The organism is Mediterranea massiliensis, from assembly GCF_900128475.1.
GTDB classification, from domain to species: domain Bacteria; phylum Bacteroidota; class Bacteroidia; order Bacteroidales; family Bacteroidaceae; genus Bacteroides; species Bacteroides massiliensis_E.
In genome coordinates this window covers 554,258-579,141 of record NZ_LT635836.1, presented here as the reverse complement: position 1 = coordinate 579,141, position 24,884 = coordinate 554,258, and the positions used below count along the sequence as shown (strand labels likewise).

Annotated in this window: 27 protein-coding genes and 1 tRNA gene; 17 read left to right on the top strand and 11 right to left on the bottom strand. The window is 46.3% G+C overall.

Features of this window, described 5'->3' with window-relative positions; all coding sequences use genetic code 11:
• Positions 1–24: 24 nt before the first annotated feature.
• Genes BQ7483_RS07165 through BQ7483_RS07150 form a run of 4 tightly spaced genes read right to left on the bottom strand, consistent with a single transcriptional unit; the run spans position 25 to position 1,615 of the window.
• Positions 25–615 carry a hypothetical protein gene (locus tag BQ7483_RS07165; RefSeq protein WP_072545355.1) on the bottom strand — a complete coding sequence of 197 codons (591 nt, stop codon included), beginning with the start codon at positions 613–615 and terminating at the stop codon, positions 25–27.
• An 11-nt stretch (positions 616–626) separates the two neighbouring features.
• Positions 627–845, bottom strand: a complete 219-nt coding sequence (locus tag BQ7483_RS07160; protein ID WP_071150614.1) for a hypothetical protein — start codon at positions 843–845, stop codon at positions 627–629.
• Between the two features lie 8 nt (positions 846–853).
• On the bottom strand, positions 854–1,342 hold the full coding sequence (locus BQ7483_RS07155) for an SLOG family protein (RefSeq protein ID WP_072545354.1): 489 nt from the start codon (positions 1,340–1,342) through the stop codon (positions 854–856).
• 12 nt (positions 1,343–1,354) lie between these two features.
• Positions 1,355–1,615 carry a hypothetical protein gene (locus BQ7483_RS07150; RefSeq protein ID WP_072545353.1) on the bottom strand — a complete coding sequence of 87 codons (261 nt, stop codon included), beginning with the start codon at positions 1,613–1,615 and terminating at the stop codon, positions 1,355–1,357.
• A 554-nt stretch (positions 1,616–2,169) separates the two neighbouring features.
• Here BQ7483_RS07150 and BQ7483_RS07145 point away from each other — a divergent pair.
• A complete protein-coding gene (locus tag BQ7483_RS07145; RefSeq protein WP_071150611.1) occupies positions 2,170–2,445 on the top strand; it encodes a hypothetical protein in 276 nt (91 codons plus the stop codon).
• Positions 2,446–2,839: 394 nt separating this feature from the next.
• Here BQ7483_RS07145 and BQ7483_RS07140 read toward each other — a convergent pair whose 3' ends face one another.
• The 5 genes from BQ7483_RS07140 to BQ7483_RS07120 all read right to left on the bottom strand — a co-directional run bounded on the left by BQ7483_RS07140 (position 2,840) and on the right by BQ7483_RS07120 (position 6,648).
• Positions 2,840–3,757, bottom strand: a complete 918-nt coding sequence (locus BQ7483_RS07140; RefSeq protein ID WP_072545352.1) for a ribonucleotide-diphosphate reductase subunit beta — start codon at positions 3,755–3,757, stop codon at positions 2,840–2,842.
• A gap of 106 nt (positions 3,758–3,863) precedes the next feature.
• The gene (locus BQ7483_RS07135) at positions 3,864–4,277 is read right to left on the bottom strand and encodes a virulence RhuM family protein (RefSeq protein ID WP_072545351.1); all 414 of its coding nucleotides are present in this window, start codon (positions 4,275–4,277) and stop codon (positions 3,864–3,866) included.
• A gap of 13 nt (positions 4,278–4,290) precedes the next feature.
• Complete coding sequence (locus BQ7483_RS07130) at positions 4,291–4,932, bottom strand: site-specific integrase (protein WP_139247558.1); 642 nt, start codon at positions 4,930–4,932, stop codon at positions 4,291–4,293.
• Between the two features lie 14 nt (positions 4,933–4,946).
• The gene (locus BQ7483_RS07125; RefSeq protein ID WP_072545349.1) at positions 4,947–6,170 is read right to left on the bottom strand and encodes a site-specific integrase; all 1,224 of its coding nucleotides are present in this window, start codon (positions 6,168–6,170) and stop codon (positions 4,947–4,949) included.
• Between the two features lie 404 nt (positions 6,171–6,574).
• Positions 6,575–6,648: transfer RNA gene (locus BQ7483_RS07120), tRNA-Asp, on the bottom strand.
• 358 nt (positions 6,649–7,006) lie between these two features.
• Here BQ7483_RS07120 and hisH point away from each other — a divergent pair.
• The 8 genes from hisH (at position 7,007) to BQ7483_RS07080 (ending at position 13,629) form a co-directional block, all read left to right on the top strand.
• Positions 7,007–7,597: an imidazole glycerol phosphate synthase subunit HisH gene (gene hisH / locus BQ7483_RS07115; RefSeq protein ID WP_022019934.1), complete on the top strand. Its 591-nt coding sequence runs from the start codon at positions 7,007–7,009 to the stop codon at positions 7,595–7,597.
• Entirely contained in the window at positions 7,594–8,316 is a 723-nt protein-coding gene (hisA, locus tag BQ7483_RS07110; protein WP_022019935.1) for a 1-(5-phosphoribosyl)-5-[(5-phosphoribosylamino)methylideneamino]imidazole-4-carboxamide isomerase, read from the top strand. Before hisH ends, hisA begins: the two co-directional genes overlap by 4 nt.
• A gap of 41 nt (positions 8,317–8,357) precedes the next feature.
• Positions 8,358–9,113 carry an imidazole glycerol phosphate synthase subunit HisF gene (gene hisF / locus BQ7483_RS07105; RefSeq protein ID WP_022019936.1) on the top strand — a complete coding sequence of 252 codons (756 nt, stop codon included), beginning with the start codon at positions 8,358–8,360 and terminating at the stop codon, positions 9,111–9,113.
• Positions 9,114–9,178: 65 nt separating this feature from the next.
• Positions 9,179–9,796, top strand: a complete 618-nt coding sequence (gene hisIE / locus BQ7483_RS07100) for a bifunctional phosphoribosyl-AMP cyclohydrolase/phosphoribosyl-ATP diphosphatase HisIE (protein ID WP_072545348.1) — start codon at positions 9,179–9,181, stop codon at positions 9,794–9,796.
• Positions 9,797–9,803: 7 nt separating this feature from the next.
• Positions 9,804–10,484: a cell division ATP-binding protein FtsE gene (locus BQ7483_RS07095; protein ID WP_072545472.1), complete on the top strand. Its 681-nt coding sequence runs from the start codon at positions 9,804–9,806 to the stop codon at positions 10,482–10,484.
• Between the two features lie 42 nt (positions 10,485–10,526).
• Positions 10,527–11,846, top strand: coding sequence for an aspartate kinase (locus tag BQ7483_RS07090; RefSeq protein WP_022019939.1), 1,320 nt, complete (start codon positions 10,527–10,529; stop codon positions 11,844–11,846).
• Positions 11,847–11,865: 19 nt separating this feature from the next.
• On the top strand, positions 11,866–13,026 hold the full coding sequence (gene lysA / locus BQ7483_RS07085; RefSeq protein WP_072545471.1) for a diaminopimelate decarboxylase: 1,161 nt from the start codon (positions 11,866–11,868) through the stop codon (positions 13,024–13,026).
• A 120-nt stretch (positions 13,027–13,146) separates the two neighbouring features.
• A complete protein-coding gene (locus BQ7483_RS07080) occupies positions 13,147–13,629 on the top strand; it encodes a ferritin (protein ID WP_022019941.1) in 483 nt (160 codons plus the stop codon).
• 84 nt (positions 13,630–13,713) lie between these two features.
• On the opposite strand, the gene kbl is transcribed toward BQ7483_RS07080, so the two are convergent.
• Entirely contained in the window at positions 13,714–14,901 is a 1,188-nt protein-coding gene (gene kbl, locus BQ7483_RS07075; protein ID WP_072545347.1) for a glycine C-acetyltransferase, read from the bottom strand.
• A gap of 161 nt (positions 14,902–15,062) precedes the next feature.
• Here kbl and BQ7483_RS07070 point away from each other — a divergent pair, with 161 nt between their 5' ends.
• The 6 genes from BQ7483_RS07070 to BQ7483_RS07045 all read left to right on the top strand — a co-directional run bounded on the left by BQ7483_RS07070 (position 15,063) and on the right by BQ7483_RS07045 (position 22,101).
• The gene (locus tag BQ7483_RS07070; RefSeq protein WP_022019943.1) at positions 15,063–16,019 is read left to right on the top strand and encodes an NAD-dependent epimerase/dehydratase family protein; all 957 of its coding nucleotides are present in this window, start codon (positions 15,063–15,065) and stop codon (positions 16,017–16,019) included.
• A gap of 28 nt (positions 16,020–16,047) precedes the next feature.
• Positions 16,048–16,905 (top strand): DUF4348 domain-containing protein, encoded by an 858-nt coding sequence (locus BQ7483_RS07065; RefSeq protein WP_022019944.1) that lies wholly within the window; start codon positions 16,048–16,050, stop codon positions 16,903–16,905.
• Between the two features lie 6 nt (positions 16,906–16,911).
• Complete coding sequence (gene murB, locus BQ7483_RS07060) at positions 16,912–17,913, top strand: UDP-N-acetylmuramate dehydrogenase (RefSeq protein ID WP_022019945.1); 1,002 nt, start codon at positions 16,912–16,914, stop codon at positions 17,911–17,913.
• Positions 17,914–17,943: 30 nt separating this feature from the next.
• Positions 17,944–18,711 carry an MBL fold metallo-hydrolase gene (locus BQ7483_RS07055; protein WP_072545346.1) on the top strand — a complete coding sequence of 256 codons (768 nt, stop codon included), beginning with the start codon at positions 17,944–17,946 and terminating at the stop codon, positions 18,709–18,711.
• 71 nt (positions 18,712–18,782) lie between these two features.
• Entirely contained in the window at positions 18,783–20,414 is a 1,632-nt protein-coding gene (locus BQ7483_RS07050) for a DUF3352 domain-containing protein (RefSeq protein WP_022019947.1), read from the top strand.
• 175 nt (positions 20,415–20,589) lie between these two features.
• A complete protein-coding gene (locus BQ7483_RS07045; RefSeq protein WP_072545345.1) occupies positions 20,590–22,101 on the top strand; it encodes an IS1182 family transposase in 1,512 nt (503 codons plus the stop codon).
• A 181-nt stretch (positions 22,102–22,282) separates the two neighbouring features.
• Here the strand turns inward: BQ7483_RS07045 and BQ7483_RS07040 are convergent, their stop codons facing one another.
• Positions 22,283–22,660 carry a DUF3127 domain-containing protein gene (locus tag BQ7483_RS07040; protein WP_022019948.1) on the bottom strand — a complete coding sequence of 126 codons (378 nt, stop codon included), beginning with the start codon at positions 22,658–22,660 and terminating at the stop codon, positions 22,283–22,285.
• A gap of 176 nt (positions 22,661–22,836) precedes the next feature.
• On the opposite strand from BQ7483_RS07040, the gene dnaN reads away from it, so the two are divergent.
• On the top strand, positions 22,837–23,961 hold the full coding sequence (gene dnaN, locus BQ7483_RS07035; RefSeq protein WP_022019949.1) for a DNA polymerase III subunit beta: 1,125 nt from the start codon (positions 22,837–22,839) through the stop codon (positions 23,959–23,961).
• 135 nt (positions 23,962–24,096) lie between these two features.
• Positions 24,097–24,867: a 3'-5' exonuclease gene (locus BQ7483_RS07030; protein ID WP_022019950.1), complete on the top strand. Its 771-nt coding sequence runs from the start codon at positions 24,097–24,099 to the stop codon at positions 24,865–24,867.
• Positions 24,868–24,884 lie beyond the last annotated feature (17 nt).

The following is a 24,884-nucleotide window of genomic DNA, read 5'->3' as shown; positions in this document are numbered from 1 at the left end:
CATTATATATTTATAGGTGAATAATCAAAAAAGGCTCAACTGCTGCGGGGCGGTATAGCGTAACTTCAGTTCCCGCAATCCGGCTTTCAACTTGCGGATATACTTCGGGTTGTAATTTCCCTTGTCTGTCAGGGAGTGGCGTTCCGCATAAGTGTAATGCCCTTCCAGCCGATGTATTCCCGTGCGTACCGCTTCCTTGTAGTCGGAAATGGGTTCATCCCATACCGATGGGTGGCTACCGCCTCCTGCCGTGCCGGTACACCAGCTCACCGTAACGGCATACGTGCCATTCACGGACTGGCCGATGTGTATCACGTTGGATGTGTCCAACCGTATTTCCTCCACGATGGGCAACATGCCATTTATCCATCCATATTCGTTGAACTGCTTGTCCACATAGCCGAAAACAAGCCTGCGCTCGTAGGTATTCACGTTCAGCACAATTTGATGCACGCTTTCGCCGAAGCTCTCGAAATAGGCGGTCTGTTCCGCATCTTCCCGGCGGAGTGCCTGGATATAGCGGAGAATGATGTGCCGCTCACGCTTGCAGGCATGGTAGTCCGCCAAAGCCTGCAATTTTCCTTCTTTCGTCATTTGGGATATTATCTTGTCCATACCGTAATTCTTTAGATGGTTGCTTTCAGTATTTCCACGTGGTATTGGGGATTGACTTCCCACAACAGGTATTCGATGAACAACCTGCGTGCGTCCTTCTCCAGTTCCTTGAACAGCCGGGTAAAGGTGCTGTGGTTGCCGTTGATGTAGGTTTCCACCATGTACTCGAAAATGTCCTCCACTTCATAATACTTGCACTGCTGTGCGATAGTCTTGCTGTACCGTTTCATAAGCGTTCTTATTTATAAAGGTTTATAATTATTCTGTTCAGCATCTGCGCCTTTCCTATGGTATAGTATGTGCCGCCATAGGGCAGTCCGTCCCAATAAGCGAGCATGATTGCCGCATGTTCCACCAGAAAGTCGTTGCGCCGGTGGAAACAGCCCTTGTGATAGCTTTCTGAAAGGATAACCGTCTTGTCCGCTTCTTCCAACAGGCTGATGTAAAGCCTCTTGTTCATGTCGGAATAGCGTGCGGACTGCTCCCGGAACGGGATGGCAGCTACCAGCCGAATGTCGGTCAATTCGTTTCTTGCCGCCAAGACCGCCTTGGCGAAAACCAAATCGCCGCCTTCCGCCATGCCGGAGAAGAAATTACGGCATCCCGAAGCATACAGGCTTTTGATTTCCGTTACCATGCCTGCAAAAAGGGTGAGCATGGGTTGGCTTATCCTGCCGGAGCGGTGTCCGGTAAACGACACGTTTTTTGAGATGTCTGTTGTTTCCATGATGATGTGAGTTTAGAGTGTTAATACCCAGACCATGAAAGCGACAAGCGAAACAAATGCCAACAGGAACACAAGGCAGCCCCACAGGAAACGTACTACACCCGCAAGGAAGTTCCACACCAGCCACGACCCGACGAACCACACCAGCAGGGAGCCACCGTACAGGGATGTGCAGAATGCCGCAAGGAAGAACCTCACCGCCACGCCCAAGAATTTATGCAGAGGCAGATTGGGAAGCGACTTATTTCCATTTGTTTCTCTTGTTGCTTTCATAATCACGACATTTTTTTTATGCATTGACGAGTTGGGTGAGCTGACTTATTTCGTAAGCGGGGCAAAGGACAGGGTTTTGCAGAAGCAAATTTTTTCGGTGGAATACTACCTGAGCCTGCGAAGTGTGGAGATTGTGCCTAAAAAATTTGATTAGTCCGTCAAAACCCGAAATTACCTTTGCGCACGTAATAAGTCAGCTCCCCCAACCTTTCAATAGCACATTGTGGAGTGATGGGGAATGAAAGCGGCAAGGGAAACATACCGTAGGGACATTGATTTCTCTCCGCAATGGATTTTTCCGAAGGAGGTTTTTAAGGATGGCAATGGATTATTGGCGTTATTTTCTTACCTTTGTGCCAGCGGTGCAAATAGCATCGTGGTAATGTTGTTCATTTACCGGCATCCAGAAATCGCCAATTTCAAAATACAGAGGTAAATGGACCGGGTAGGTTATACCTTGACGTAACCTGCCGGTTCACTCTGTATTAAGCGTTTGGCGATGCTTTGGGTGCGGTGGCCGGCAGCGTTACGTCATTTGTTAATACCCGAAAGATATGGAATTACAAGCTACCGCCCTGAAGGGCATCGTCCGTTCTTCCGATGAAGGACTTTTCTACCTGTTTCCCATTCAAGATGTGTCCACCTTGCAGCAGACAAAGGCGCATCTGACCTGCGCCATTGATGTATTGAGCCATCCGGAGGAATGCTCGCCAGAACAACGGCTGGATGCCGTGCGCACGTTGAACAGCCTCGTGGCGGCATTGAGCGTGCATGACGATGACCATTATAGTGCTTTCGACTCCGCCCTCGAAGGCGGCAACGTGCAATAACGGGCGGGTCGGGCAAGCGTAAAAGCCTACCTTGCGGCAAAACCGGGCAAGGAAAAGTGGCGTATGGGATATGGTGTGATGATTTGGTTCATCACGCTTGACCATGCGGCATGTTTCTACGGTTTTGCGTAGGCGGCAAGGGTATTTCCATTCCCAACGGGAACGGGGATATGCTTGCCGACGGAAATGACGGGCTTTTACATTCCGCAGCATGGGTCGGGGATTGGAATATTGTATTCTTTGCATTTATCCCAAGCCTGCAAGTCGCCCAACCCGTTTCCGTGAGTTGCCCAACTCGTTTTGCTGAGTTGCCCGACTCACCGAGCTGAGTTGCCCAACTCAGCACTTTGGGTTGCCCGACTTGCGGAAATGTCGAAACCAAGGGTGTGTCTTTTTATTCTTTCCCCATTTTCACCGTCCGTCCCAAGAATAATCCGGTAACGGAGTTGGCTCCAAGCTGCATCAGCCTGCGCTTCATCTGCGTGAAGTTCTCGCCGGTGGACACGATGTCGTCCACAAGAAAGACATCGCGTCCTTGAAAATAGACGGGGTGGAAAATGAGGTTGGAGAGCTTATCAAGACCATGAGTGCCTTTCATCTGCTCACGGTCTTCCCTTATCCATGTGGCACGGAAACCATCAACGATTTTCAGACGCCGCGAAAGGAGGCTGCAAAACCGGGCGAAACGGGCGGCGTTGCGCTCACGGGTAGCCGCCGGAATGGGGATAAGCACGGCATTGGCCGCCTTTTCCTTGTAGAAAGGCATACGGGCGATGCAGAGGGAGAAGATTTTGGCGACGAGAGCCGCCTGCTGCCCTTCCTTGAATCGGAAAACCAAGTTGCTGGTCTTGCGGTCTTCCACAGCGATGCCTTTGCAGCGCGTGGGGTAATAATCGTGAATGTAGAAGCACAGTGCGCCGTCGATGCGCATCTTGCCCTTGAAACGGGTGTTGTAGGGGAAGAACCGGCGCACGAAATCGCTGTCGAAGGTGAAGCGGAGGATGTCGCGCCAAAGGGAGAGCGTGGCCTCGTCCTGCACGCGATAGACCTCGCCGTCGATGCTCTCCTTGTCGGCCAGACCGATGCCGATGCTCAGGAGGTCGTTGAAAGCGTCCTTCGATACGATGTACCAGTCGAAGGACTCGCATATCCGCACGATGTCGCACTCCCGGCTGCATAGGAAATAGAACGTGTTGTCGGGTTTTTGGATTATCAGGAACTCGCCGGGCATCCGGGAGAGGGTGAAGTAATTGCCCACTTGGGCTTCGGGTACTTCACTAAGAGGGACGGATATGTGGAGGTCTTCTATCATCTTTGGGGCTTTTTCTGCCCAAAGATAAGGGTTTGGAGAATACAAAACGAGCCTTGCCCGGTTTTATTTCGTGGACAAGGCTCGCTTTTGCGGGATTCGGGGGACTTCAGTTATACGAGATAAAGGTCTGGTTGTCCGAAGCGTTGAACACGACAAGGACTTCGGGTTGCTTCTCCTTCAGCCGCTTGTACTCGCACAGGGAATTCAGCACCCATTCGCGGAACAGCTTCGTGCAATAGGTGTTGATGCGGAAGCTGAGAAAAATGACGGCCTCCAGATTATAGTAGGTAACGTATCGCTTATCCTGCTTCTCCGTGATGGTTGCCTCGCTCTCGTTCAGGATGCGCGACTTGAAGATGGAGCGCATATTGGCGTCTATCGTCTGGATGAACACTCCGAACAGGCGGGCAAGCTCATGTTTGGTGAGCCATACGTTGCCGTTCTCCAGCCTGACGCTGACTGTGGGGTGGCGGTTGATGTCCTCCAGCCCGGTGATGGTGATGTTTCCTCTGTGTAGCATAGGGGTATCGTTTTTATTTGGTGGGACAATATACGGATTTATTGGTTGTCATGATGTATTGCGCCGCAATTTTTTCAAACGGGGTGCAGTTACGCGCCACTCTGTCCATTTCGCGCTTGATGATGCGGTCGGTAACATAAGCATGGCGGCCGCGCAGGTCGAACCGCCCTAACATGCGGCATACCGTACCGGTGGATATGCCGTTTTTTGTCGTTATCGTATCCTTGAACGTATGGTAAGCCAGATACATGGTCATGTTCTTTTCGATGCCGCAGAGTTCCGCAATCTCTTTCAGATAGACATTCAGCCGTTGGTTGCTGGGGACGGGCAACAGTTCATCCGTTCCGGCAAACCGGACTTTGTACTTCTCCAATATCATTTGTGGGACAGGCAGCAGGGGAATGTGGATGAAAGCGTCGGTCTGCTCCCTTACCATGAAAATCCACTTCTGCCCGTACTTGTTGTGGAAATTCTCTTTACGGAGGGATTTCAGGTTCTGGTAATGCAGGCCTGTAAAGCTCGAAAAGATGAAAAGGTCACGCACCTGTTCCAAACGCGGTGTGTCAAACGTGGCTTTCATCAGTCTGCTCAATTCCTTTTCGTTCAGACCCACCGCCGTTTGTCTGGCTCTAAGCTGTCTTTCTATCGTTCTCATATTTGTCCTCCTTTCTATAATGCGTTCATGGATACATGCAGCCTGTCGGAAAGGGCTTCCATCTCACTGCCGCTTTTCTGGTTGATTACCTTCGCGTAGATTTGCGTAGTGCGAATATTAGTATGTCCCAACATTTTTGATACGGATTCTATTGATACTCCGTTAGTTAGCGTAACGGTTGTGGCGAACGTGTGTCTTGCGAGGTGATAGGTCAGGTTCTTCCTAATTCCGCAAATATCAGCGAGTTCCTTCAGATATGCGTTCATCTTCTGATTGCTCGGCATGGGCAGGGCGCGGTGGTCGGGCTGTTTACCCTTGTACTTTTGCAGGATGCGCAGGGGAATGTCCAACAGGCGCACGTTGATGGGCACACCGGTCTTATGGCGCTTGGAGATAATCCAATAGTTGCCGTCCAGATACTTCTGGATATGTTCGTCTTTGAGCAGATATACGTCTATGTACGCCAACCCCGTCCAACAGGAAAATACAAAGACGTCGCGCACCCGTTGCAGGCGTTCCACTTCAATCTCCTTGTCCATAATGCTCTGGAGTTCGTCCATCGTCAGAAAGCCTTTGTCCACCTGAACGAAGGTGATGGGCTGCGTGAATGGGTTGAACTGGATAAGACCGGCGTTCCTTGCGCGGGTAACGGCTTTCTTGAACAGTTGCATCATCTTCGAGGTGGCGTTGTGGCCGACCTTCTTGTCCACACGCAGGAAGTTGCGGAAGCCGTTGATAAATTCCTCGTTGATTTCCGTCAATGGAATGTCTTTATACTTTTCTTTCCTGAACCTGAACTGAATGTATTCTTCCATACGGCGGTATGTCAGGTCGTATTTCTTGTAGGTGTTCTGTGAGAGCGACGTGCCCACTTCCTTCCGCTTTTCCTCGTTCATCTTCTTGAACACGGTCAGCAGCGTGTTGGCTTTCGTTTCAATGCCCAGATAGATGTTCTTCAGCTTCAGCGGTGAAGGGTAGCGGTTGTTTTCGATTTCCTTTTCGTAGATGCGGGTAATGTCGGTCTTGATTTTCTCTATCTGCGTGCGCAAATACACCGCCGTCGCACTACGACCGACTACGCCACCGTCCTTCCACATCTTCTTATCCACCATTAACTGTGAGTTGAACTGTACCTGTTCGCTGTCAATGGTGATGCGAACCATGATAGGATATTGCTTGTCCTTTCCTTGTTCCCTTTTCCTTGCGTAACAAAGTACGCTGAATGTGTTCCGTTTCATGCGCTTTTAAGTTTTTTGTTGCAAAAATACTGTTTGACAATCACTTGACGCAATCCACAGGCGGACACTTGGCGGCTATGAAACAGACATTTGAGGGTCATTGTCGTGTATCCTCATGAAATGAATCGTAAACGTGCCGGTTGTTTCCTTTTTCTGCTCAGGATTTTAGGTTACGGCGTGTCGATAAAATTGAACGTAAACAACGACAAATCAACGACATATCTACGAAGTCGTAACCAAAATTCCCGTTTTTTTTCTTGGTTACGATTTGGTTACTCGATTTGTCCAATTTTCGACTTCCAACGGGGTATTCATCTGTCGTGGTATAACAAAAAAATATCCCCAAAGTTACTGACTTTGAGGATATTGTCTTCGACTTTCTTATTTCAGTCTTTTTTCGTAAGCGGTGCGTACGGGACTCGAACCCGTGACCCCATGCGTGACAGGCATGTATTCTAACCAGCTGAACTAACGCACCAGATTTTTTATTGTTTCGTTGCCATCTCTCTCGATTGCGGTTGCAAAGGTAGACCTTTTTTCTGAATCTACAATAGCATCGGATTATTTTTTTTCGTGGTTTGCTTGAACAAGTAACCCTTATTGTCTTATATAGAGAGCGTTGGTGAAAAACGAACGAATCGACATTTAACTTTTATTTAGTATTCCCATTATTGGAGAGGATAGATTGTGCAAAAAGGACTGTCGATGTGGATAGCGAAACGAATGATCTCTGTTTTGAAACTTTGTGCTCTAAAAATTCGTTATTCAGTAATAAATGGTTATTTTTGCGGACTTAATGAGAGAATATTGTAATCTGAAGGACAAAATAGGAGCGAATGAAAGTAGCGATTGTGAAATATAATGCCGGTAATGTGCGTTCGGTACATTGTGCGCTAAAGCGCCTTGGTGTAGAAGCGGAGGTGACGGCTGATGTGGCGAAGCTTCGTGCAGCCGACCGGGTCATCTTTCCAGGTGTGGGAGAAGCGGCCACAACAATGGAGTTTCTGCGTGCTTCCGAACTGGATGAAGTGATTAAGAGCTTGCGGCAACCTGTATTGGGTATTTGTCTGGGTATGCAACTGATGTGCAGGCATTCGGAAGAGGGAAATGTCGATTGTTTGGGAATCTTTGATGCCGAAGTAAAGCGTTTCTGTTCGGAAAGGCATGAAGACAAAGTGCCCCACATGGGGTGGAATACCATCGGACAGACCTGCAGTCCTCTGTTTCGTGGCTTTACTAAAGATGAGTTTGTGTATTTTGTTCATAGCTATTATGTTCCTTTGAACGAGGCTACGGCAGCAGAAACCGATTATATATTGCCGTTCAGTGCCGCTTTGCACAAAGATAATTTTTATGCCACTCAGTTTCATCCGGAGAAGAGTGGAAATGTGGGTGAACGGATTTTGAAAAACTTTTTGGAATTATGATAGAATTGATACCGGCCATTGATATCATAGGCGGCAAGTGTGTACGCTTGTCCCAGGGTGATTATGGCAGCAAGAAGGTGTACAATGAAAATCCGCTCGAGGTGGCACGTATGCTGGAAGCGGGTGGCATCAGACGTTTGCATCTGGTCGATCTGGATGGTGCGGCTTCCAAACATGTGGTGAATTATCGGGTGTTGGAGCAGATTGCTTCGGCCACTTCTTTAGTCATCGATTTTGGGGGAGGTGTGAAGAGTGACGAAGACCTTCACATCGCTTTTGAAAGCGGTGCGCGGATGGTGACAGGTGGCAGTGTGGCTGTGAAAGATCCTGATTCGTTCTGCCGTTGGGTAGAGCAATATGGCCCTGAACGCATTATTTTGGGAGCTGATGTCAAGGATTGTCATATTGCCGTGAGCGGCTGGAAAGAAGACAGTGATCTCGACCTGTTTTCCTTTTTAGACAGTTATCGCCAGAAAGGAATCACTCAAGTGATATGTACGGATATTAGTCGGGACGGAATGTTGCAGGGGCCTTCATTGGATTTATATAAGGAAATCCTGGCGCATGATTCTGATCTGTATCTTACAGCCAGTGGCGGTGTAGGTAATATGGACGATATTTATCGTCTGCAGGATATCGGCGTGCCTGCTGTCATTTTTGGCAAGGCTTTGTATGAAGGACGGGTCACGTTGGATGATCTGCGTCCTTTGCTTGAATGAGAAAATGATATTTGTTGGACAAGTAAATAATAGATAAGTTTGTGTTAGCCAAAAGAATTATTCCCTGTCTCGACATCAAGGACGGGCAGACAGTGAAAGGAACCAATTTTGTGAACCTGCGTCAGGCGGGCGACCCTGTAGAATTGGCTCGTATCTATAGTGAGCAAGGGGCGGACGAATTGGTTTTCCTTGACATTACGGCCAGTTTTGAAGGACGGAAGACATTTACGGATTTGGTCAGACGTATCGCAGAAAATATCAGTATTCCCTTTACGGTGGGAGGAGGTATTCACGAACTGAGTGACGTAGATAGGTTGCTGGAGGCGGGGGCCGACAAGGTGTCTGTCAATTCGGCCGCCATACGCCATCCGGAACTGATAGACGAGATAGCGGGCCACTTTGGCTCACAAGTCTGTGTGCTGGCTGTTGATGCCCGCCAGACGGCTGACGGTTGGTGTTGCTATCTGAATGGTGGCCGTGTGGAAACCGACAAGGAACTTTTCTCCTGGACAAGGGAGGCGCAGGAGCGTGGAGCCGGCGAAGTGCTGTTTACCAGCATGGATCATGACGGTGTGAAGACAGGCTATGCCAACGAGGCATTGGCAGCATTGTCTGACGGACTTTCTATTCCTGTCATTGCTTCGGGGGGAGCCGGTCGGAAGGAGCATTTTCGCGATGCCTTTCTGGTGGGTAAAGCCGATGCTGCGTTGGCAGCCAGCGTTTTTCATTTCGGAGAGATTAAAATTCCCGATTTAAAATCGTATCTTTGCGGCCAAGGTGTACCGATGAGAATCTGATGATTGTTTGAACCTTATTTTTAAATAGCTTTTAGAAGCGTGGATTATTAGTTGTCATGGACAAAATGGAAGTAAATATAGATTTCGACAAGATGGGCGGACTGGTACCGGCCATCATACAGGATGCTGACACTGCCAAGGTGCTGATGTTGGGCTTCATGAATCGTGAAGCATACGCTAAGACGATGGAAACAGGCAAGGTGACTTTCTATAGCCGCACTCGTAACCGTTTATGGACGAAAGGCGAGGAAAGTGGAAATTTCCTGCATGTAGTGTCAGTCAAGGAAGACTGTGACCAGGATACATTGCTCATTCAAGTTCATCCCGCAGGGCCTGTTTGCCATACCGGTACCGATACTTGTTGGGGGGAGAAGAATGAACAGCCGGTGATGTTCCTGAAGGAATTGCAGGACTTTATCAACGTTCGTCATAGCGAGATGCCCGAAGGATCTTATACAACCAGCCTTTTCCGTTCGGGAGTCAATAAGATGGCTCAGAAGGTGGGTGAAGAGGCTGTAGAAACGGTGATTGAAGCTTGCAACGGTACGGGCGACCGCTTGATTTATGAAAGTGCCGATTTGTTGTATCATCTCATCGTTTTACTGACTTCAAAAGGCTATAGTATCGAAGACATTGCCCGCGAACTGAAAGAAAGGCATGGAGCTGGTTGGAAAAAGCATTGATGGAGGAATGAGCGAACCGCTGATTAAATATAAAGATGTAGAGATACGTCAGCAGGAGTTGACCGTGTTGGAAGATGTCAATTTGGAGTTTTATCCGGGCGAGTTTGTCTATCTGATAGGCAAGGTAGGTTCGGGCAAGACCAGTCTCTTGAAAACTTTTTATGGCGAACTGGAGATAGCTTCCGGCAGTGCTGAAGTTTTGGGATATGACATGGGGCGTATCAAACGCAAGCATATTCCTCAGTTGCGTCGCAAACTGGGTATTATCTTTCAGGATTTTCAATTGTTGATTGACCGTCCTGTTTACGATAATTTGGATTTTGTGCTTCAGGCAACGGGTTGGAAACATCGTGGTGAGCGGAAAGATCGTATAGAGGAAGTCTTGCAGCTGGTGGGGATGAACAACAAGGGGTATAAGCTGCCTAACGAACTGTCGGGCGGTGAACAGCAGCGTATCGTCATTGCACGTGCCATGTTGAACTCTCCTCGCATTATTTTTGCCGATGAACCCACGGGAAATTTGGATGTGGAGACAGGAAGGGCTATCACGACATTGTTGCATCAAATTAGTGAACAAGGTTCATTGGTGGTTATGACGACCCATAATTTGCAGTTGCTTCGCGAATTTCCAGGCAAAGTGTATCGCTGTGAGAGTCACCGTCTTTGCCAGGCGGTAGAAGAGGAATAAAAATAGAAAATAAATAGTTTAACAACTTAACAAGAAGAAAAAATGAAAGTATTAAAGTTTGGAGGTACGTCGGTAGGTTCGGCCCAGCGGATGAAGGAAGTGGCCAAATTGATTACTGACGGCGAACGCAAGATTGTGGTATTGTCTGCCATGTCGGGCACTACAAACACGTTGGTCGAAATTTCCGATTATCTGTATAAGAAGAATCCGGAAGGAGCCAATGAAATTATCAATAAGCTGGAAAGTCAGTACCGCCGGCATATTGATGAACTCTATTCGACCGATGAATATAAAAAGAAGTGTCTGGAACTTGTTAAGTCACATTTTGACTATATCCGTTCGTACACGAAGGATTTGTTTACCCTGTTTGAGGAAAAAGTTGTACTGGCTCAAGGTGAACTGATTTCTACCGGTATGATGAATTTTTATCTTCAGGAGTGCGGCGTAAAGTCTGTATTGCTTCCTGCGTTGGAATTTATGCGTACGGACAAGAATGCTGAGCCTGATCCTGTTTACATTCGTGAAAAATTGCAGGCCCAGCTCGAACTTTATCCTGAAGCCGACATCTATATTACCCAAGGCTTTATCTGTCGCAATGCCTATGGCGAGATTGACAATTTGCAACGTGGAGGCAGTGACTATACGGCATCTTTGATTGGAGCAGCCATCAATGCTGAAGAAATTCAGATTTGGACTGATATCGACGGCATGCACAACAACGACCCGCGTGTAGTCGACAAAACGTCTCCCGTCCGTCAGCTCCAGTTTGAAGAGGCTGCCGAATTGGCTTATTTCGGAGCCAAAATTCTGCACCCGACCTGCATCCAACCGGCTAAGTATGCCAATATTCCTGTGCGCCTGCTGAATACAATGGATCCGTCTGCTCCGGGTACGTTGATTTCCAACGATACGGAGAAGGGCAAAATCAAGGCTGTGGCAGCTAAGGATAATATTACGGCCATTAAAATCAAATCGAGCCGCATGTTGTTGGCTTATGGTTTTTTGCGTAAGGTATTCGAGATATTTGAAAGCTATCAGACTTCCATTGATATGATTTGTACATCGGAAGTGGGCGTGTCGGTGTCAATAGATAATGTAAAACATCTGAATGAAATTTTGGATGATTTGAAGAAATATGGAACCGTTACTGTTGACCGCAACATGTGTATCATTTGCGTAGTAGGTGATTTGGAATGGGAAAATGTCGGATTTGAGGCCAAAGCACTCGATGCTATGCGCGACATACCTGTACGCATGATTTCTTTTGGTGGAAGCAATTATAACATATCCTTCCTGATACGTGAAGAAGATAAGAAACGGGCATTGCAGTCTTTGAGTGCCGCTTTGTTTGGTGAAAACTAAGAGGGAGAATAGGGACTGTATGAAAGGACATTTTCCTTTGGATAAATTCGGCGCAGTACGCACTCCTTTCTATTATTATGATACGGAGGTGTTACGCAAGACGCTGGAGACGATTCGTGCAGAAGTGGCACGCTATGAGAATTTTGTAGTCCATTATGCCGTGAAAGCTAACGCCAATCCTAAGGTGCTGACCGTTATTCGTGAGAGCGGCTTGGGAGTTGATTGTGTGAGTGGCGGTGAAATTCAGGCAACAGTGAAGGCGGGCTTTCCCACGGGTAAAATTGTATATGCCGGTGTGGGGAAGGCTGATTGGGAAATAGAATTGGGATTGGACTATAACATCTTCTGTTTCAATGTGGAGTCTATACCCGAATTGGAAGTCATTAATGAGGTGGCCGCTGCTAAAGGGAAAGTTGCTCGTGTAGCTTTCCGCATTAATCCCAATGTGGGAGCACATACGCATGCCAATATTACAACGGGATTGGCTGAGAACAAATTTGGTATCAGCATGAACGATATGGAAAAAGTAATAGAAATTGCAGCTTCGATGGAGCATGTGGAATTCGTCGGTTTGCATTTCCATATCGGCTCCCAAATATTGGATATGGGTGACTTTGTGGCTCTATGCAATCGGGTCAATGAACTGTTGGATAAGTTGGAGGCGCATCGTATTCGGGTCAGCCATATTAATGTAGGAGGAGGCTTGGGTATCGATTACCAGCATCCAAATCGTCAGCCTATTCCGGATTTTGCATCCTATTTTAAGACGTATGCTGATCATTTGAAGTTGCGCTCTTATCAGACGCTTCATTTTGAATTGGGACGTTCTGTGGTAGGACAATGTGGTTCGCTTATTTCTCGTGTACTTTACGTCAAACAGGGTACCAACAAGCAGTTTGCCATTTTGGATGCAGGTATGACCGATTTGATACGCCCGGCTTTGTATCAGGCGTATCACAAAATAGAGAATATTTCATCCGATGCTCCGGTACAGACTTATGATGTGGTAGGTCCCATTTGTGAATCTTCTGATGTCTTCGGGAAGGCAGTTGATCTCAATGCGGTGAAGCGTGGCGATTACTTGGCTATTCGTTCGGCTGGGGCTTATGGTGAGATTATGGCTTCCCGATATAATTGCCGTGAGTTGCCTCAAGGTTACCTTTCGGATGAATTTGTATAATAAAGAAGCTAGTGGATAGGTCACTAAAAATACTTTTGTTTAAAAAATGTTATAGTTAGGACAATATTAGAACTAACTTGCTATATTTGTAATGTTTACAATTTTAAAAAACAAACAGATATGATTTCGGAAAAATTACAGAACGCTATCAATGAACAGATTACTGCTGAAATGTGGTCTGCCAATCTTTATTTGGCCATGTCTTTCTTTATGGAGAAAGAGGGATATAACGGTATGGCCAGCTGGTTGAAGAAACAATCGTTTGAGGAACATCAGCATGCTTTTGATATGGCTTCTTATGTCATTAAGCGTGGTGGAGCTGCTCGTGTGGATAAGATTGATGTAGTACCGAATGATTTCGGTACTCCGCTTGAGGTGTTTGAGCAAGTATATAAGCATGAATGCCGTGTATCGAAGATGATTGACGATCTGGTTGATGTCGCAGCTGCTGAACGCGATAAGGCTACACAGGATTTCTTGTGGGGCTATGTGCGTGAACAAGTTGAAGAGGAAGCCACAGCATCCAACATTGTTGAAATGATCAAGAGAGCAGGAAATTCAAACTTGTATTATGTAGATTCCAAGCTGGGTGAGCGTCAATAAGATTTGGTTTTATCCTTAATAAAATTAGCCCGGAGATGACAGATGTCAAGCTCCGGGCTATTTGTTTTGTGGGTATTCAACAGATTATTTCAGTACTCCCAATTCTTTGCCTACTTTGATGAAAGCTGCTATGCATTTATCCAAGTGGGCTTTTTCGTGTCCGGCAGAAATTTGTACGCGGATACGGGCTTGCCCTTTAGGTACAACCGGATAATAGAAACCGGTGACGTAAATTCCTTCTTCTTGCATGCGGGCTGCATAGACTTGAGATAATTTTGCATCGTAAAGCATGACGGCACAGATGGCACTTTGAGTTGGTTTGATATCAAATCCGGCAGCAGTCATCTGGTCGCGGAAATAATTTACGTTCTCAACCAACTTGTCGTGTAATGCATTGCTTTCTTTCAGCATCTTGAACACTTCAAGACTGGCGCCAATAACGGCCGGTGCAACTGAATTGGAGAAAAGATATGGACGGCTGCGTTGGCGCAGCAAGTCAATAATTTCCTTGCGGCCAGTGGTGAACCCACCCATGGCACCGCCAAAAGCCTTACCCAAGGTTCCTGTGTAAATGTCTATACGTCCGTATGTATTATATAACTCACTGACTCCGTGGCCAGTTGCTCCTACTACGCCTGCGGAGTGTGACTCGTCTACCATGACCAGTGCGTCATATTTTTCAGCCAAGTCACAAATTTTGTCCATCGGGGCTACGTTGCCATCCATGGAGAAAACACCGTCTGTCACGATGATGCGGAAACGCTGGGCTTGCGCTTCCTTAAGACAACGTTCGAGGTCAGCCATGTCGGCGTTGGCATAACGATAACGTTTGGCCTTGCATAAGCGTACACCGTCGATGATGGATGCGTGGTTCAGTGAGTCGGAGATAATAGCATCTTCTTCTGTGAACAAAGGTTCGAATACACCGCCATTGGCATCAAAGCAGGCGGCATATAGAATGGTGTCTTCTGTGTGGAAATAGTCGGAAATGGCGGCTTCCAGTTCTTTATGAATGTCTTGCGTACCACAGATAAAGCGGACGGACGACATACCGTAACCACGGCGGTCCATCATCTTTTGTGCGGCTGCGATGAGTCGTGGATGGTTGGACAGGCCCAGGTAGTTATTGGCGCAGAAATTCAGGACTTCTTTGCCTTTCACTGTAATAGCGGCTTGTTGTGCACTTTCAATCAGACGTTCTTCTTTATAAAGTCCGGCGTCTTTAATCTCAGTAAGTGTCTGGCTGAGATATTCTTTCATTTTACCATACATAACATTTTTCTTTAGAGATTTCTGCAAATAGTTACATGTACTGCAAAGAACATCATTTTTATCGAAATAAACAATATCAGAAAGATAGAAATTCGAAAAAAAAGTGCGTATCTTTGCATGTCTTTATTAAATGAGACTCTCTAACTTTATAATTGTTCGAAATGAAAAATATCTTGGTAATTGGAGCTACCGGCCAGATAGGCTCGGAGCTTACGATGGAGCTGCGCAAGCGTTATGGCAATGAGCATGTAGTTGCCGGTTATATCACAGGTGCCGAACCTAAGGGGGAGCTGAAAGAAAGCGGCCCCTGTGCTGTGGTCGATGTGACAGATTATAGTGCTATTGAGGCTGCTGTAAAGGAATATAAGATTGATTCAATTTATAACTTGGCAGCTTTGCTTTCTGTTGTAGCCGAGAGCAAGCCCCGTTTGGCTTGGAAGATAGGCATTGACGGGTTGTGGAATGTTTTGGAAGTGGCACGTGTTTACCATTGTGCAGTGTTTACCCCAAGTTCCATTGGCTCCTTCGGTTTGGAAACGCCTCATGTAATGACTCCTCAAGATACAATCCAACGTCCGCGTACGATGTACGGTGTCAGTAAGGTGACAACTGAATTGCTGAGTGATTATTACCATACGAAATATGGGGTGGACACTCGTGCCGTTCGTTTCCCGGGTATCATTTCGAATGTGACTCCTCCGGGAGGAGGTACTACGGATTATGCTGTAGATATCTATTATTCGGCCGTAAAGGGTGAAAGGTTCGTTTGTCCGATTAAGGAAGGTACACTGATGGATATGATGTATATGCCGGATGCGCTGAATGCGGCGATTTCTTTGATGGAGGCTGATCCTTCTCGTTTGAAGCATCGTAATGCTTTCAATATTGCATCCATGAGTTTTGCTCCCGAAACCATTTATGCGGCCATCAAGAAACATGTACCCGATTTTGAAATGGTGTATGAAGTTGATCCGTTGAAACAGGCCATTGCGGATAGCTGGCCTGATTGCATGGATGACAGTTGTGCTCGTGCCGAGTGGGATTGGAAGCCTCAATACGATCTTGAATCAATGACCGTTGATATGCTTGAGAAGCTGAAAATCAAGTTTAACAAGTGATAGTGAGAGATCTGTCAGAATAATAAATATGAGAAAAATATTATTGGGAGTTTCGATGTTCGTCTGCGTGTTCGCTTGTAAGAACCCGAAGTCGAACATCGACTCTTTCCGTTCAATATCCGCTATGGTTGATTCGGCCCGTTCCGGGCAGGTCGATACATTGGTGGCAGAGCCAGTGGAAGAAGTACCTAAGCCAATAGAGGCGGATGAACTTTTCGATGATTTTATTTTTTATTATGCTACAGATACAGCATTTCAGCGGCAGCGTACAGTGTTTCCTCTGCCCTATTACAAAGGTGATACGCCGCTGAAAATTGAAAAAAAGTATTGGAAACACGATCCTCTGTTCGCTGATCAGACCTGCTATACCTTACTTTTTGACAATGAAGAGGATATGGAACTGGTAGGCGATACATCTTTGACATCGGTTCAGGTAGAATGGATTTATCTTAAAACGAGGACGATGAAGCGTTACTATTTTGAGCGCAACAAGGGTGTGTGGATGCTGGAAGCCATTAACTTGCGTAAGTTGGAAGATGAGCATGACGATGAGCAGGATTTTGCTTCTTTTTATGCACGTTTTGCTGTTGACAGTGTATATCAGCGGGAACATATTCATGAACCGTTGACATTTGTTACGGTAGATCCCGATGATGAGTTTTCTATTTTGGAAACGACATTGGATATAGATCAGTGGTATGTGTTCAGGCCAGCTTTGCCTGCTGACCGTCTTTCCAATATTGACTATGGTCAGAAGAACGATGATCATTCTTCTAACAAAATTTTGAAGGTTAATGGCATGAGTAACGGCTATTCGACAGTCTTTTACTTTCGGCGGAGAGGAGGAGAGTGGGAACTCTATAAATATGAAGATACAGGGATTTAATATGTTATGAAGAATTTTTCATTGTTGCCGCATAATACGTTTGGCATAGAGGCCACGACCGCTGAGTTTTTGGAATTTGCTTCTGAAGCGGATTTGAAGCAGTTGGTAGCCGATGGCATATTTTCCTTGCGCCCTTATTTTTGTATAGGCAGAGGAAGCAATTTGCTTTTAACTCAAAAATATTATGACTGGACTTTTCTTCATTCCGCGATTCGAAGCATAGAAGTGACTTATGAAAATCGGAATTGGGTGGAAGTACGTGTAGGCAGTGGTGTCGTGTGGGATGACTTTGTGTGTCATTGTGTGGAACAAAACTGGTACGGAGCTGAAAATCTTTCACTTATTCCAGGAGAAGTGGGAGCGGCCGCCGTTCAGAATATCGGTGCTTATGGTGTGGAGGTATGTGACCTGATAGATTCCGTTGAAACGATGGATGTCTATGGGGTAAAAAGAACTTATCGTGCTTCGGAGTGTGCATACGCTTATCGCGATAGCTTGTTCAAGTCTCCGTCCATGAAGTCGGTGTTTATCCTTTATGTAAATTTTCGATTAAGCAAGCATCCTTATTTTATCCTTGATTATGGGAATGTACGACAACAGCTCTCTCATGAAGAAAAAGTGACTTCAGGTGCTGTTCGTCAAGCTGTCATTGACATTCGTCGTAGTAAGTTGCCCGATCCTTCGGAACGTGGCAATGCCGGTAGTTTCTTTATGAATCCTATTGTTTCACGTGAGCAATACGTGGAATTGCACACGCGTTTTGCTGATATGCCTTGTTATGAAGTGGATTCTGATCATGTAAAGATACCTGCCGGATGGTTGATAGAGCAAGCCGGGTGGAAAGGACGAGCTTTGGGGCGGGCGGCTGTGCATGACAAGCAGGCATTGGTACTTGTTAACTTGGGAGGAGCTCAGGGAGCAGATATTCTGGCATTGGCTGAAGCGGTACAGAAATCGGTGGCCGATAAATTTGGGATTACCATTCGGCCGGAGGTAAATTTCCTCTAATGGAAGAAACTATTTAATTTTGATATAACAGTGGAATTGAGAATTTTGGGTAGTGGAACCTCGACAGGAGTACCAGAGGTAGGGTGTACATGTCCTGTATGTACTTCGGGTGATCCGCGTGACAACAGACTTCGAGCTTCGGCTTTATTGCATACGGATGAGGGGACGACAATTTTGATAGATTGTGGTCCTGACTTCAGAGAGCAGATGATGCGTTCATCGTGGTTTGGTGCCATTGATGGTGTACTGATAACGCATGAACACTATGACCATGTGGGAGGGTTGGACGACTTGCGTCCTTTCTGTCGTTTTGGTGAAATTCCCGTTTTTTCAGATACGTATACGGCAGAACATTTACGTATGCGTATGCCATATTGTTTTGTGGAACACAAATATCCGGGAGTACCTCGCATTGATTTGAACGAAGTAAAGGCTGGGAAGCCTTTTCTTATAAAAAATACAGAGATATGGCCTTTCCAGGTAATGCATGGTCGTCTGCCCATTTTGGGGTATCGGATCGGAGGGCGTTTGGGATATGTGACGGATATGCTCACGATGCCCTATGCTTCTTATGAATTGTTGAAGGGGATAGATGTCTTGGTGATGAATGCGCTGCGTGTGGAACCCCATGGCACACATCAATGTATATCCCAGGCCTTGGAAGCGGCGGCTCGTATTGGTGCCCGTGAAACTTATTTTATTCACATGAGTCATCATGCTGGTTTACATGCGGAGATTAGTCGTCATCTTCCTCCCCATGTGCATTTCGCTTATGATGGATTAAAAATAAAGTTTTAATTTTTTTTGGCGCAGATTTCGCTTCGTTAGCAATTTTGTTTATTTTTGCAAACAGAAAAGCTGGAGCGCCTATGAAGCCAACCCATTCGATACGAGTTAGTTTGATTGTGTGCATCGTGTTGATGTGCATGGCTTTTGGTGTGTATTCGTTTGTACGGCTCAATGCGTTGGACGAGCGGCGTGATTTCGATTTGTGTACTTTGGTCCCTCAAGATGTGGAGGCTGTATTTGCGACAGACAAACTGACGGACTTCATAGAGGCTATTGACTGTATGGGCTGTAGTCGTGACCATCATTTCCTTTATGCTTCCGATTTGTTTTCTTGCGTCAAGCGTTATCTGCGGATGTTGATGGAAAGAGAACCTCATGGCTTGAGTGGCCAGATGAACGAGATGCTTATCAGTTTCCATCCGTCTGATTTAAAAAATGACCAGGTGCTTTATTGTAAATTGGGACTTGAAGACCGCGAGATGCTGGAAAGCTATATAAAGCAATATGGCTCATCGAGTTTCCCTTCAAAAACATTCGGTTATCGGGGGCAAGAAATATCTATCTATTCTCTTTCCGACGGACGCTTTCTTTCGTTATGGATGAAACGCGATTTTTTGGTAGTCAGTTTTCAGAAGCGGTTGGTGGAGCAGGTTATCGACACTTGGAAAAGTGGAAAATCTTTGCTTCGTTTAGAAAATTTCCGTCCTGCTGTACAGGCCCGTCAGGAAGCTCGTAAGTCTGTTTTATTTTTGCGTTGGAAGAATCTTGGGGAAAGGCCACAGGCAGACTCGGCCGACTATCGGGATGTGTGGTTGGAGTTTGATATGAAATTGTCCGAAGAGGGAATTTATTGTGCGGGTGCGGCTTATGGCGTATCGGCAGCGGATACTTGTCGTTATGCTTTTGCCGGATGTCATCCTGTCGCAGGTTTTCCAGGAGTCGAATTGCCACAATCTACTTTATTGTATAGATGTGAAGCTTTGCCGGTAGACATGGCTGGCTGGCAACACGTTTTGAGTCATTGTGCTGCAGATTCGTTGACTGCTGCCGAGGGAGAACGTTTTGATCATTTATTGGTTGCTTATTTGTTGGAACACGCTCAGGGACAAGTTGTTTCTTGTTCGTTTTCTCCACTCGATTCTTCCTTTGCCAAGCCCAGGCAGGTATTGGGGATTGAGTTGAAGGATGTTGGGGCCGCTCAAAGGGATTTGCACACACTTTTGTATGATATTTCTCAAGGACAATATCCTTTTTATAAGAATTTTTCGGCTGTGACAGGAATTGGAGGCATGCGTCTTTACCGTTTGCCTTCCGGTTGTCTGATTGCAAAATTGGCGGCAGATAAGCGTGGACAAACTTATGGGTATGCTACTTTTTATCAAAATCGTTTGTTGATTGCTGCAGAAGAAGATGCTTTGGCTGCTTATGTCAAGGAATTGAAGCAAAAGAACTGTTTGGAACGTTCTCCTGTATATGGAGCAATGGTGGAACAGTTGTCGCCTGTTTATGATTTTGTGTTGATGGCAGATATGGAGACCATGGCTTTGAATCCTTTGCTCACAACAGGAATGTTACCCTCGTTTTTTGAAACGCATTTCGATTTCTTCCGTCATTTTCAGTTGGCAATCCAAGTTTGTCGTGTGGATGGGGTAATTTGTCCGAATATCGTTTTGCTTTATCGTTTGAAAGACGCAGTGTCGGAGTCCTCCTGAATGTAACGGCATGTGGATGAGATAATACAATGGGGCTGTCTCAAATAAACTTTGAGATGGCCTTTTTTGTGTCTACAAAAAAAAATGGGCAAGCCCTAACTTCTCTCAGCCAGAACTTGCCCGTTTCCCTAATTTTTTGTATCTTAGGGAACCAAGTTAAGATATCCCAAAGATAATGTTTAAAAGTTACACATCCAACGATAATCTGCTTTTACCTCCATGTTTAGGCGATTTTATCCCCCAGAACGATCCAGTCCGTGTTGTTCACCGTATCATTGAACAGATAAACCTTGAAGAACTTTACCGTAAGTATTCCCCTAAAGGCTGTTCTGCGTACCACCCACGTATGATGCTTCAAATTCTTGTCTATGCTTATTTGCGTAATATCTATTCCAGCCGTCGCATAGAAGAATTCTGTCGCAATGACATCCGCCTCATGTGGCTTACCGGCAATGTGACTCCTGATCATAACACCATCAACCGTTTTCGCAGCAGCCGGCTGAAGGATGTACTGAAGACAATATTTGCCACCATTGTAAAGTTTCTCGTGTCGGAAGGTTTTGTAAGTCTGGATGTAGCCTGTACCGACGGGACGAAGATGGAGGCGAACGCCAACCGTTATACGTTCGTCTGGGGCAAGTCCATACATACCCGCATAGTCAGAATCGCGGAACAGCTTGAAGAGATATGGCAGTACGCCGAGTCTGTCACCAAACAGGAACTGCGTGATTCCGCTCCGGTCACCTGTCAGGATATCACTCCGGAGAAAGTAGAAAAGGCACTCAAGCAGATTGATGATGCCCTGAATGAAGTGGATGCGGACAAGAAAATGAAAGCGAAGATAAGACGTGTAAGGAAGTCATGGCCAGAACAGCTCAGGAAATATGAATCACAGGGAAAGATACTTGACGGACGCAACAGCTATTCAAAGACGGACAATGACGCCACCTTCATGCGTATGAAAGAAGACCATATGAGGAATGGACAACTCAAACCCGGATATAATACCCAAATCAGTACCAACAGGCAGTTCATTCTGGACTATACCCTCCATCAGTGTGCGGGAGATACCTCCACCTATTCTCTGCATATGGATGATTTTCATTTCCTTTACGACAGATACCCTGACATATCTGTCTGTGATGCCGGATACGGGAGTGAAGAGAACTATCTGTATGCTTCCAGACATGGCATTAAAACCTTTATAAAGTACAATTATTTTCATAAGGAACAGAAAAAGAACTTCAGAAATGATCCTTTTCTGTCTGCCAACTTCTACTATAATGAAGAAACGGACGGAATGTACTGTCCGATGGGACAAAGGATGGAAAGACTTGCTGATATAACGCGTTCGACAGACAACGGTTTTGAGCAGACCATATCAAGATACAGAGCACGTAACTGTAAAGGCTGCCCGTTAAGATGCCGGTGTCACAGAAGCCAGTCGGAAAGGATTGTACAGGTAAATCACCGTCTGAGGAAAATCAAGAAAAGAGAACGTGAAAAGCTACTCTCTGATGAAGGTCTGAAATATCGCAGTCAGCGACCACAGGATGTGGAGGCTGTATTTGGAAACCTCAAGAACAACAAGCACTTCAAGAGATTCCATCTTCGTGGACTTAAGAAGGTTGAGATTGAGTTCGGACTGCTAGCCATGGCACATAATCTTGCAAAAGTAGCCTCGTAGGAGGCTTATGACAACGAATAAACAGTTTGAAAGAATGATATCTTCAAAAGTAAGTTTGTAAACTCCTCTTTTGAGAAAAATGACTTCAATCTGAGATGAAACAAACAGAGGCCATCTCAAGTCTATTTGAGACAGCCTCATTGTTTGGAAGCTGTTGCTTCCTCTTGTCCGTTTTTTGATTTCAGAAAGGCAGGTCGTCTGTTGAGTCTCCGCTTATAAATTCAGGAGCTGCTGTCGGTGCCGGTGGAGGTGTCGGCATGCCTGGTGCGGGAGCAGCGGTAGCGGTTGTGCCTACACGTTCCACTTTCCAGGCGCGGATGCTGTTGAACCAGCGGTCCTGCCATTGGCGGGCGTCGATATCGAAAGATACGGTCAGCTCTTCACCCATCTGGATGTTGAATTGTTCTATTTTGTCGGCGCCAAACACGTCGAAACACATTTTGCGGGGATATTGGTCGTGGTTTTCGATCACGTATTCCTGTACTTTCCATTCGTTGCCGTTCTTGGATGTACCGCTTCTAGGCTGCAGTATGGCAATAATTTTTCCTGTAAATTCCATTGTTATTGTTGCTTTTTCTAATTTTTGATGGGGCGAAGTTACATTTTTTTAGGAATATAGGAAGCATTCTTCCCAGTTTTTTCTCATCATATTCTTTGTCAGTAGGAAATTCTTTTGTTAACTTTGTGCAGCAAACGTCAACTTGAAGAGATAAAAAACTAAAATATTACGAAGATATGAGATTTATTGTGTCGAGCACTGCGCTTTCCGGTCATTTGCAGGCCGTTAGCCGTGTGATAAATTCGAAGAATGCCTTGCCCATTTTGGATTGTTTCCTGTTCGATTTGCAGGACGGAACCTTGTCTGTCACAGCATCGGACAGCGAGACAACTCTGGTTACCTCTTTGGAGGTGAACGAAAGTGACGCTGACGGACGTTTCGCCGTCACGGCCAAGACGTTGCTGGATGCTTTGAAGGAAATTCCTGAACAGCCGCTTTCTTTTGAAATCAATCTTGAAACATTGGAAATCAATGTGCAGTATCAGAACGGTAAGTATAGTCTGATGGCACAGAATGCCGATGAGTTCCCTCAGCTGACCCAGTTGGGCGACAATGCTGTTCGTGTGGAAATTGATGCACAGGTGTTGCTGAATGGCATCAACCGTTCGGTATTTGCCACGGCCGACGATGAACTCCGTCCTGTAATGAACGGTATCTACTTTGACATTACGACGGACGACATTACGATGGTTGCTTCGGATGGTCACAAGCTGGTACGGTGCAAGACACTGGCTGCCCATGGCAATGAGCGTGCGGCCTTCATTCTGCCCAAGAAGCCGGCCAACTTGTTGAAGAACTTGCTTGCCAAGGAACAGGGACAGGTGGTCATTGAGTTTGACGAACGCAATGCTGTCTTTACGCTGGAAGGCTATCGCATGGTGTGCCGTCTGATAGAAGGACGTTATCCCAACTACAATTCGGTCATTCCTCAGAACAATCCCTACAAGGTGACGGTAGACCGCCAGTCACTGATAGGAGCTTTGCGCCGTGTCTCCATCTTCTCTTCTCAGGCCAGCAGTCTGATCAAGTTGCGTTTGAGCAAGAACCAGATTACCATCTCAGCTCAAGATATCGACTTCTCTACTTCTGCCGAAGAGACACAGATTTGTCAGTACGAGGGCAATGACATGAGCATCGGCTTCAAGTCGACCTTCCTGCTGGACATCCTCAACAACATTTCCGCTGAAGAGGTGGTCATCGAGCTGGCCGATCCTTCGCGGGCGGGCGTCATCATTCCTGTGGAGCAGGAAGAGAATGAAGACCTGTTGATGTTGTTGATGCCTATGATGTTGAACGATTGAACAAACAAATAGCGAAAAAGGTCGGCAAGGCCTGCGAGTTGGCAAGACGCTAAAGCGAAAAAAGGACTTCGGTCAGGATGGCTTTATGGTCTTGTCAACTCGTTCGTTTGTCGGCTGTCAATAATGAATTGCAATATGAAACTGAATTTGAAGAATCCGCTGGTGTTTTTCGATTTGGAAACCACCGGTACCAATATCAATAGCGATCGTATCGTGGAAATCTGCTATCTCAAGGTATATCCCAATGGCAATGAAGAATCCAAGACGATGCGCATCAATCCTGAAATGCACATTCCCGAAACCGCTTCGGCCATTCATGGCATTTATGATGCCGATGTAGCCGACTGCCCTACCTTCAAGGAAGTGGCGCGCAGTGTGGCCAATGACATCGAGGGATGCGACTTGGCCGGCTTCAACTCCAACCGTTTCGACATTCCTCTGCTGGCCGAAGAATTCCTGCGTGCCGAAGTGGACATTGACTTGAGTCGTCGTAAGTTTATTGACGTGCAGGTCATCTTCCACAAGATGGAGCAGCGTACGCTTTCTGCTGCCTACAAGTTCTATTGCGGCAAGAATCTGGAGGATGCCCATACGGCTGAAGCCGATACGAGGGCTACTTACGAGGTGCTGATGGCGCAGCTCGATCGCTATCCGGAGTTGCAGAACGATGTCGCTTTCCTGTCCGACTATTCCAGCTTCAACAAGAATGTGGATTTTGCAGGTCGCATGGTTTACGATGACAAAGGGGTGGAAATCTTCAACTTTGGCAAGTACAAAGGCATGCCTGTGGCCGAAGTGCTGAAGCGCGATCCGGGTTATTATGGCTGGATATTGAACAGTGACTTTACGTTGAACACCAAGGCCATGCTCACCAAAATCCGCTTGCGTGAGTTGGCACATAAATAAATCAGAGAGGCTTTCCG

Bases quoted from the DNA above. Each gene is read 5' to 3' on its own strand.
- BQ7483_RS07165 (WP_072545355.1), bottom strand. From the start codon at position 615: ATGGACAAGATAATATCCCAAATGACGAAAGAAGGAAAATTGCAGGCT.
- BQ7483_RS07160 (WP_071150614.1), bottom strand. From the start codon at position 845: ATGAAACGGTACAGCAAGACTATCGCACAGCAGTGCAAGTATTATGAA.
- BQ7483_RS07155 (WP_072545354.1), bottom strand. From the start codon at position 1,342: ATGGAAACAACAGACATCTCAAAAAACGTGTCGTTTACCGGACACCGC.
- BQ7483_RS07150 (WP_072545353.1), bottom strand. From the start codon at position 1,615: ATGAAAGCAACAAGAGAAACAAATGGAAATAAGTCGCTTCCCAATCTG.
- BQ7483_RS07145 (WP_071150611.1), top strand. From the start codon at position 2,170: ATGGAATTACAAGCTACCGCCCTGAAGGGCATCGTCCGTTCTTCCGAT.
- BQ7483_RS07140 (WP_072545352.1), bottom strand. From the start codon at position 3,757: ATGATAGAAGACCTCCACATATCCGTCCCTCTTAGTGAAGTACCCGAA.
- BQ7483_RS07135 (WP_072545351.1), bottom strand. From the start codon at position 4,277: ATGCTACACAGAGGAAACATCACCATCACCGGGCTGGAGGACATCAAC.
- BQ7483_RS07130 (WP_139247558.1), bottom strand. From the start codon at position 4,932: ATGAGAACGATAGAAAGACAGCTTAGAGCCAGACAAACGGCGGTGGGT.
- BQ7483_RS07125 (WP_072545349.1), bottom strand. From the start codon at position 6,170: ATGAAACGGAACACATTCAGCGTACTTTGTTACGCAAGGAAAAGGGAA.
- hisH (WP_022019934.1), top strand. From the start codon at position 7,007: ATGAAAGTAGCGATTGTGAAATATAATGCCGGTAATGTGCGTTCGGTA.
- hisA (WP_022019935.1), top strand. From the start codon at position 7,594: ATGATAGAATTGATACCGGCCATTGATATCATAGGCGGCAAGTGTGTA.
- hisIE (WP_072545348.1), top strand. From the start codon at position 9,179: ATGGAAGTAAATATAGATTTCGACAAGATGGGCGGACTGGTACCGGCC.
- BQ7483_RS07095 (WP_072545472.1), top strand. From the start codon at position 9,804: ATGAGCGAACCGCTGATTAAATATAAAGATGTAGAGATACGTCAGCAG.
- BQ7483_RS07090 (WP_022019939.1), top strand. From the start codon at position 10,527: ATGAAAGTATTAAAGTTTGGAGGTACGTCGGTAGGTTCGGCCCAGCGG.
- lysA (WP_072545471.1), top strand. From the start codon at position 11,866: ATGAAAGGACATTTTCCTTTGGATAAATTCGGCGCAGTACGCACTCCT.
- BQ7483_RS07080 (WP_022019941.1), top strand. From the start codon at position 13,147: ATGATTTCGGAAAAATTACAGAACGCTATCAATGAACAGATTACTGCT.
- kbl (WP_072545347.1), bottom strand. From the start codon at position 14,901: ATGTATGGTAAAATGAAAGAATATCTCAGCCAGACACTTACTGAGATT.
- BQ7483_RS07070 (WP_022019943.1), top strand. From the start codon at position 15,063: ATGAAAAATATCTTGGTAATTGGAGCTACCGGCCAGATAGGCTCGGAG.
- BQ7483_RS07065 (WP_022019944.1), top strand. From the start codon at position 16,048: ATGAGAAAAATATTATTGGGAGTTTCGATGTTCGTCTGCGTGTTCGCT.
- murB (WP_022019945.1), top strand. From the start codon at position 16,912: ATGAAGAATTTTTCATTGTTGCCGCATAATACGTTTGGCATAGAGGCC.
- BQ7483_RS07050 (WP_022019947.1), top strand. From the start codon at position 18,783: ATGAAGCCAACCCATTCGATACGAGTTAGTTTGATTGTGTGCATCGTG.
- BQ7483_RS07045 (WP_072545345.1), top strand. From the start codon at position 20,590: ATGTTTAAAAGTTACACATCCAACGATAATCTGCTTTTACCTCCATGT.
- BQ7483_RS07040 (WP_022019948.1), bottom strand. From the start codon at position 22,660: ATGGAATTTACAGGAAAAATTATTGCCATACTGCAGCCTAGAAGCGGT.
- dnaN (WP_022019949.1), top strand. From the start codon at position 22,837: ATGAGATTTATTGTGTCGAGCACTGCGCTTTCCGGTCATTTGCAGGCC.
- BQ7483_RS07030 (WP_022019950.1), top strand. From the start codon at position 24,097: ATGAAACTGAATTTGAAGAATCCGCTGGTGTTTTTCGATTTGGAAACC.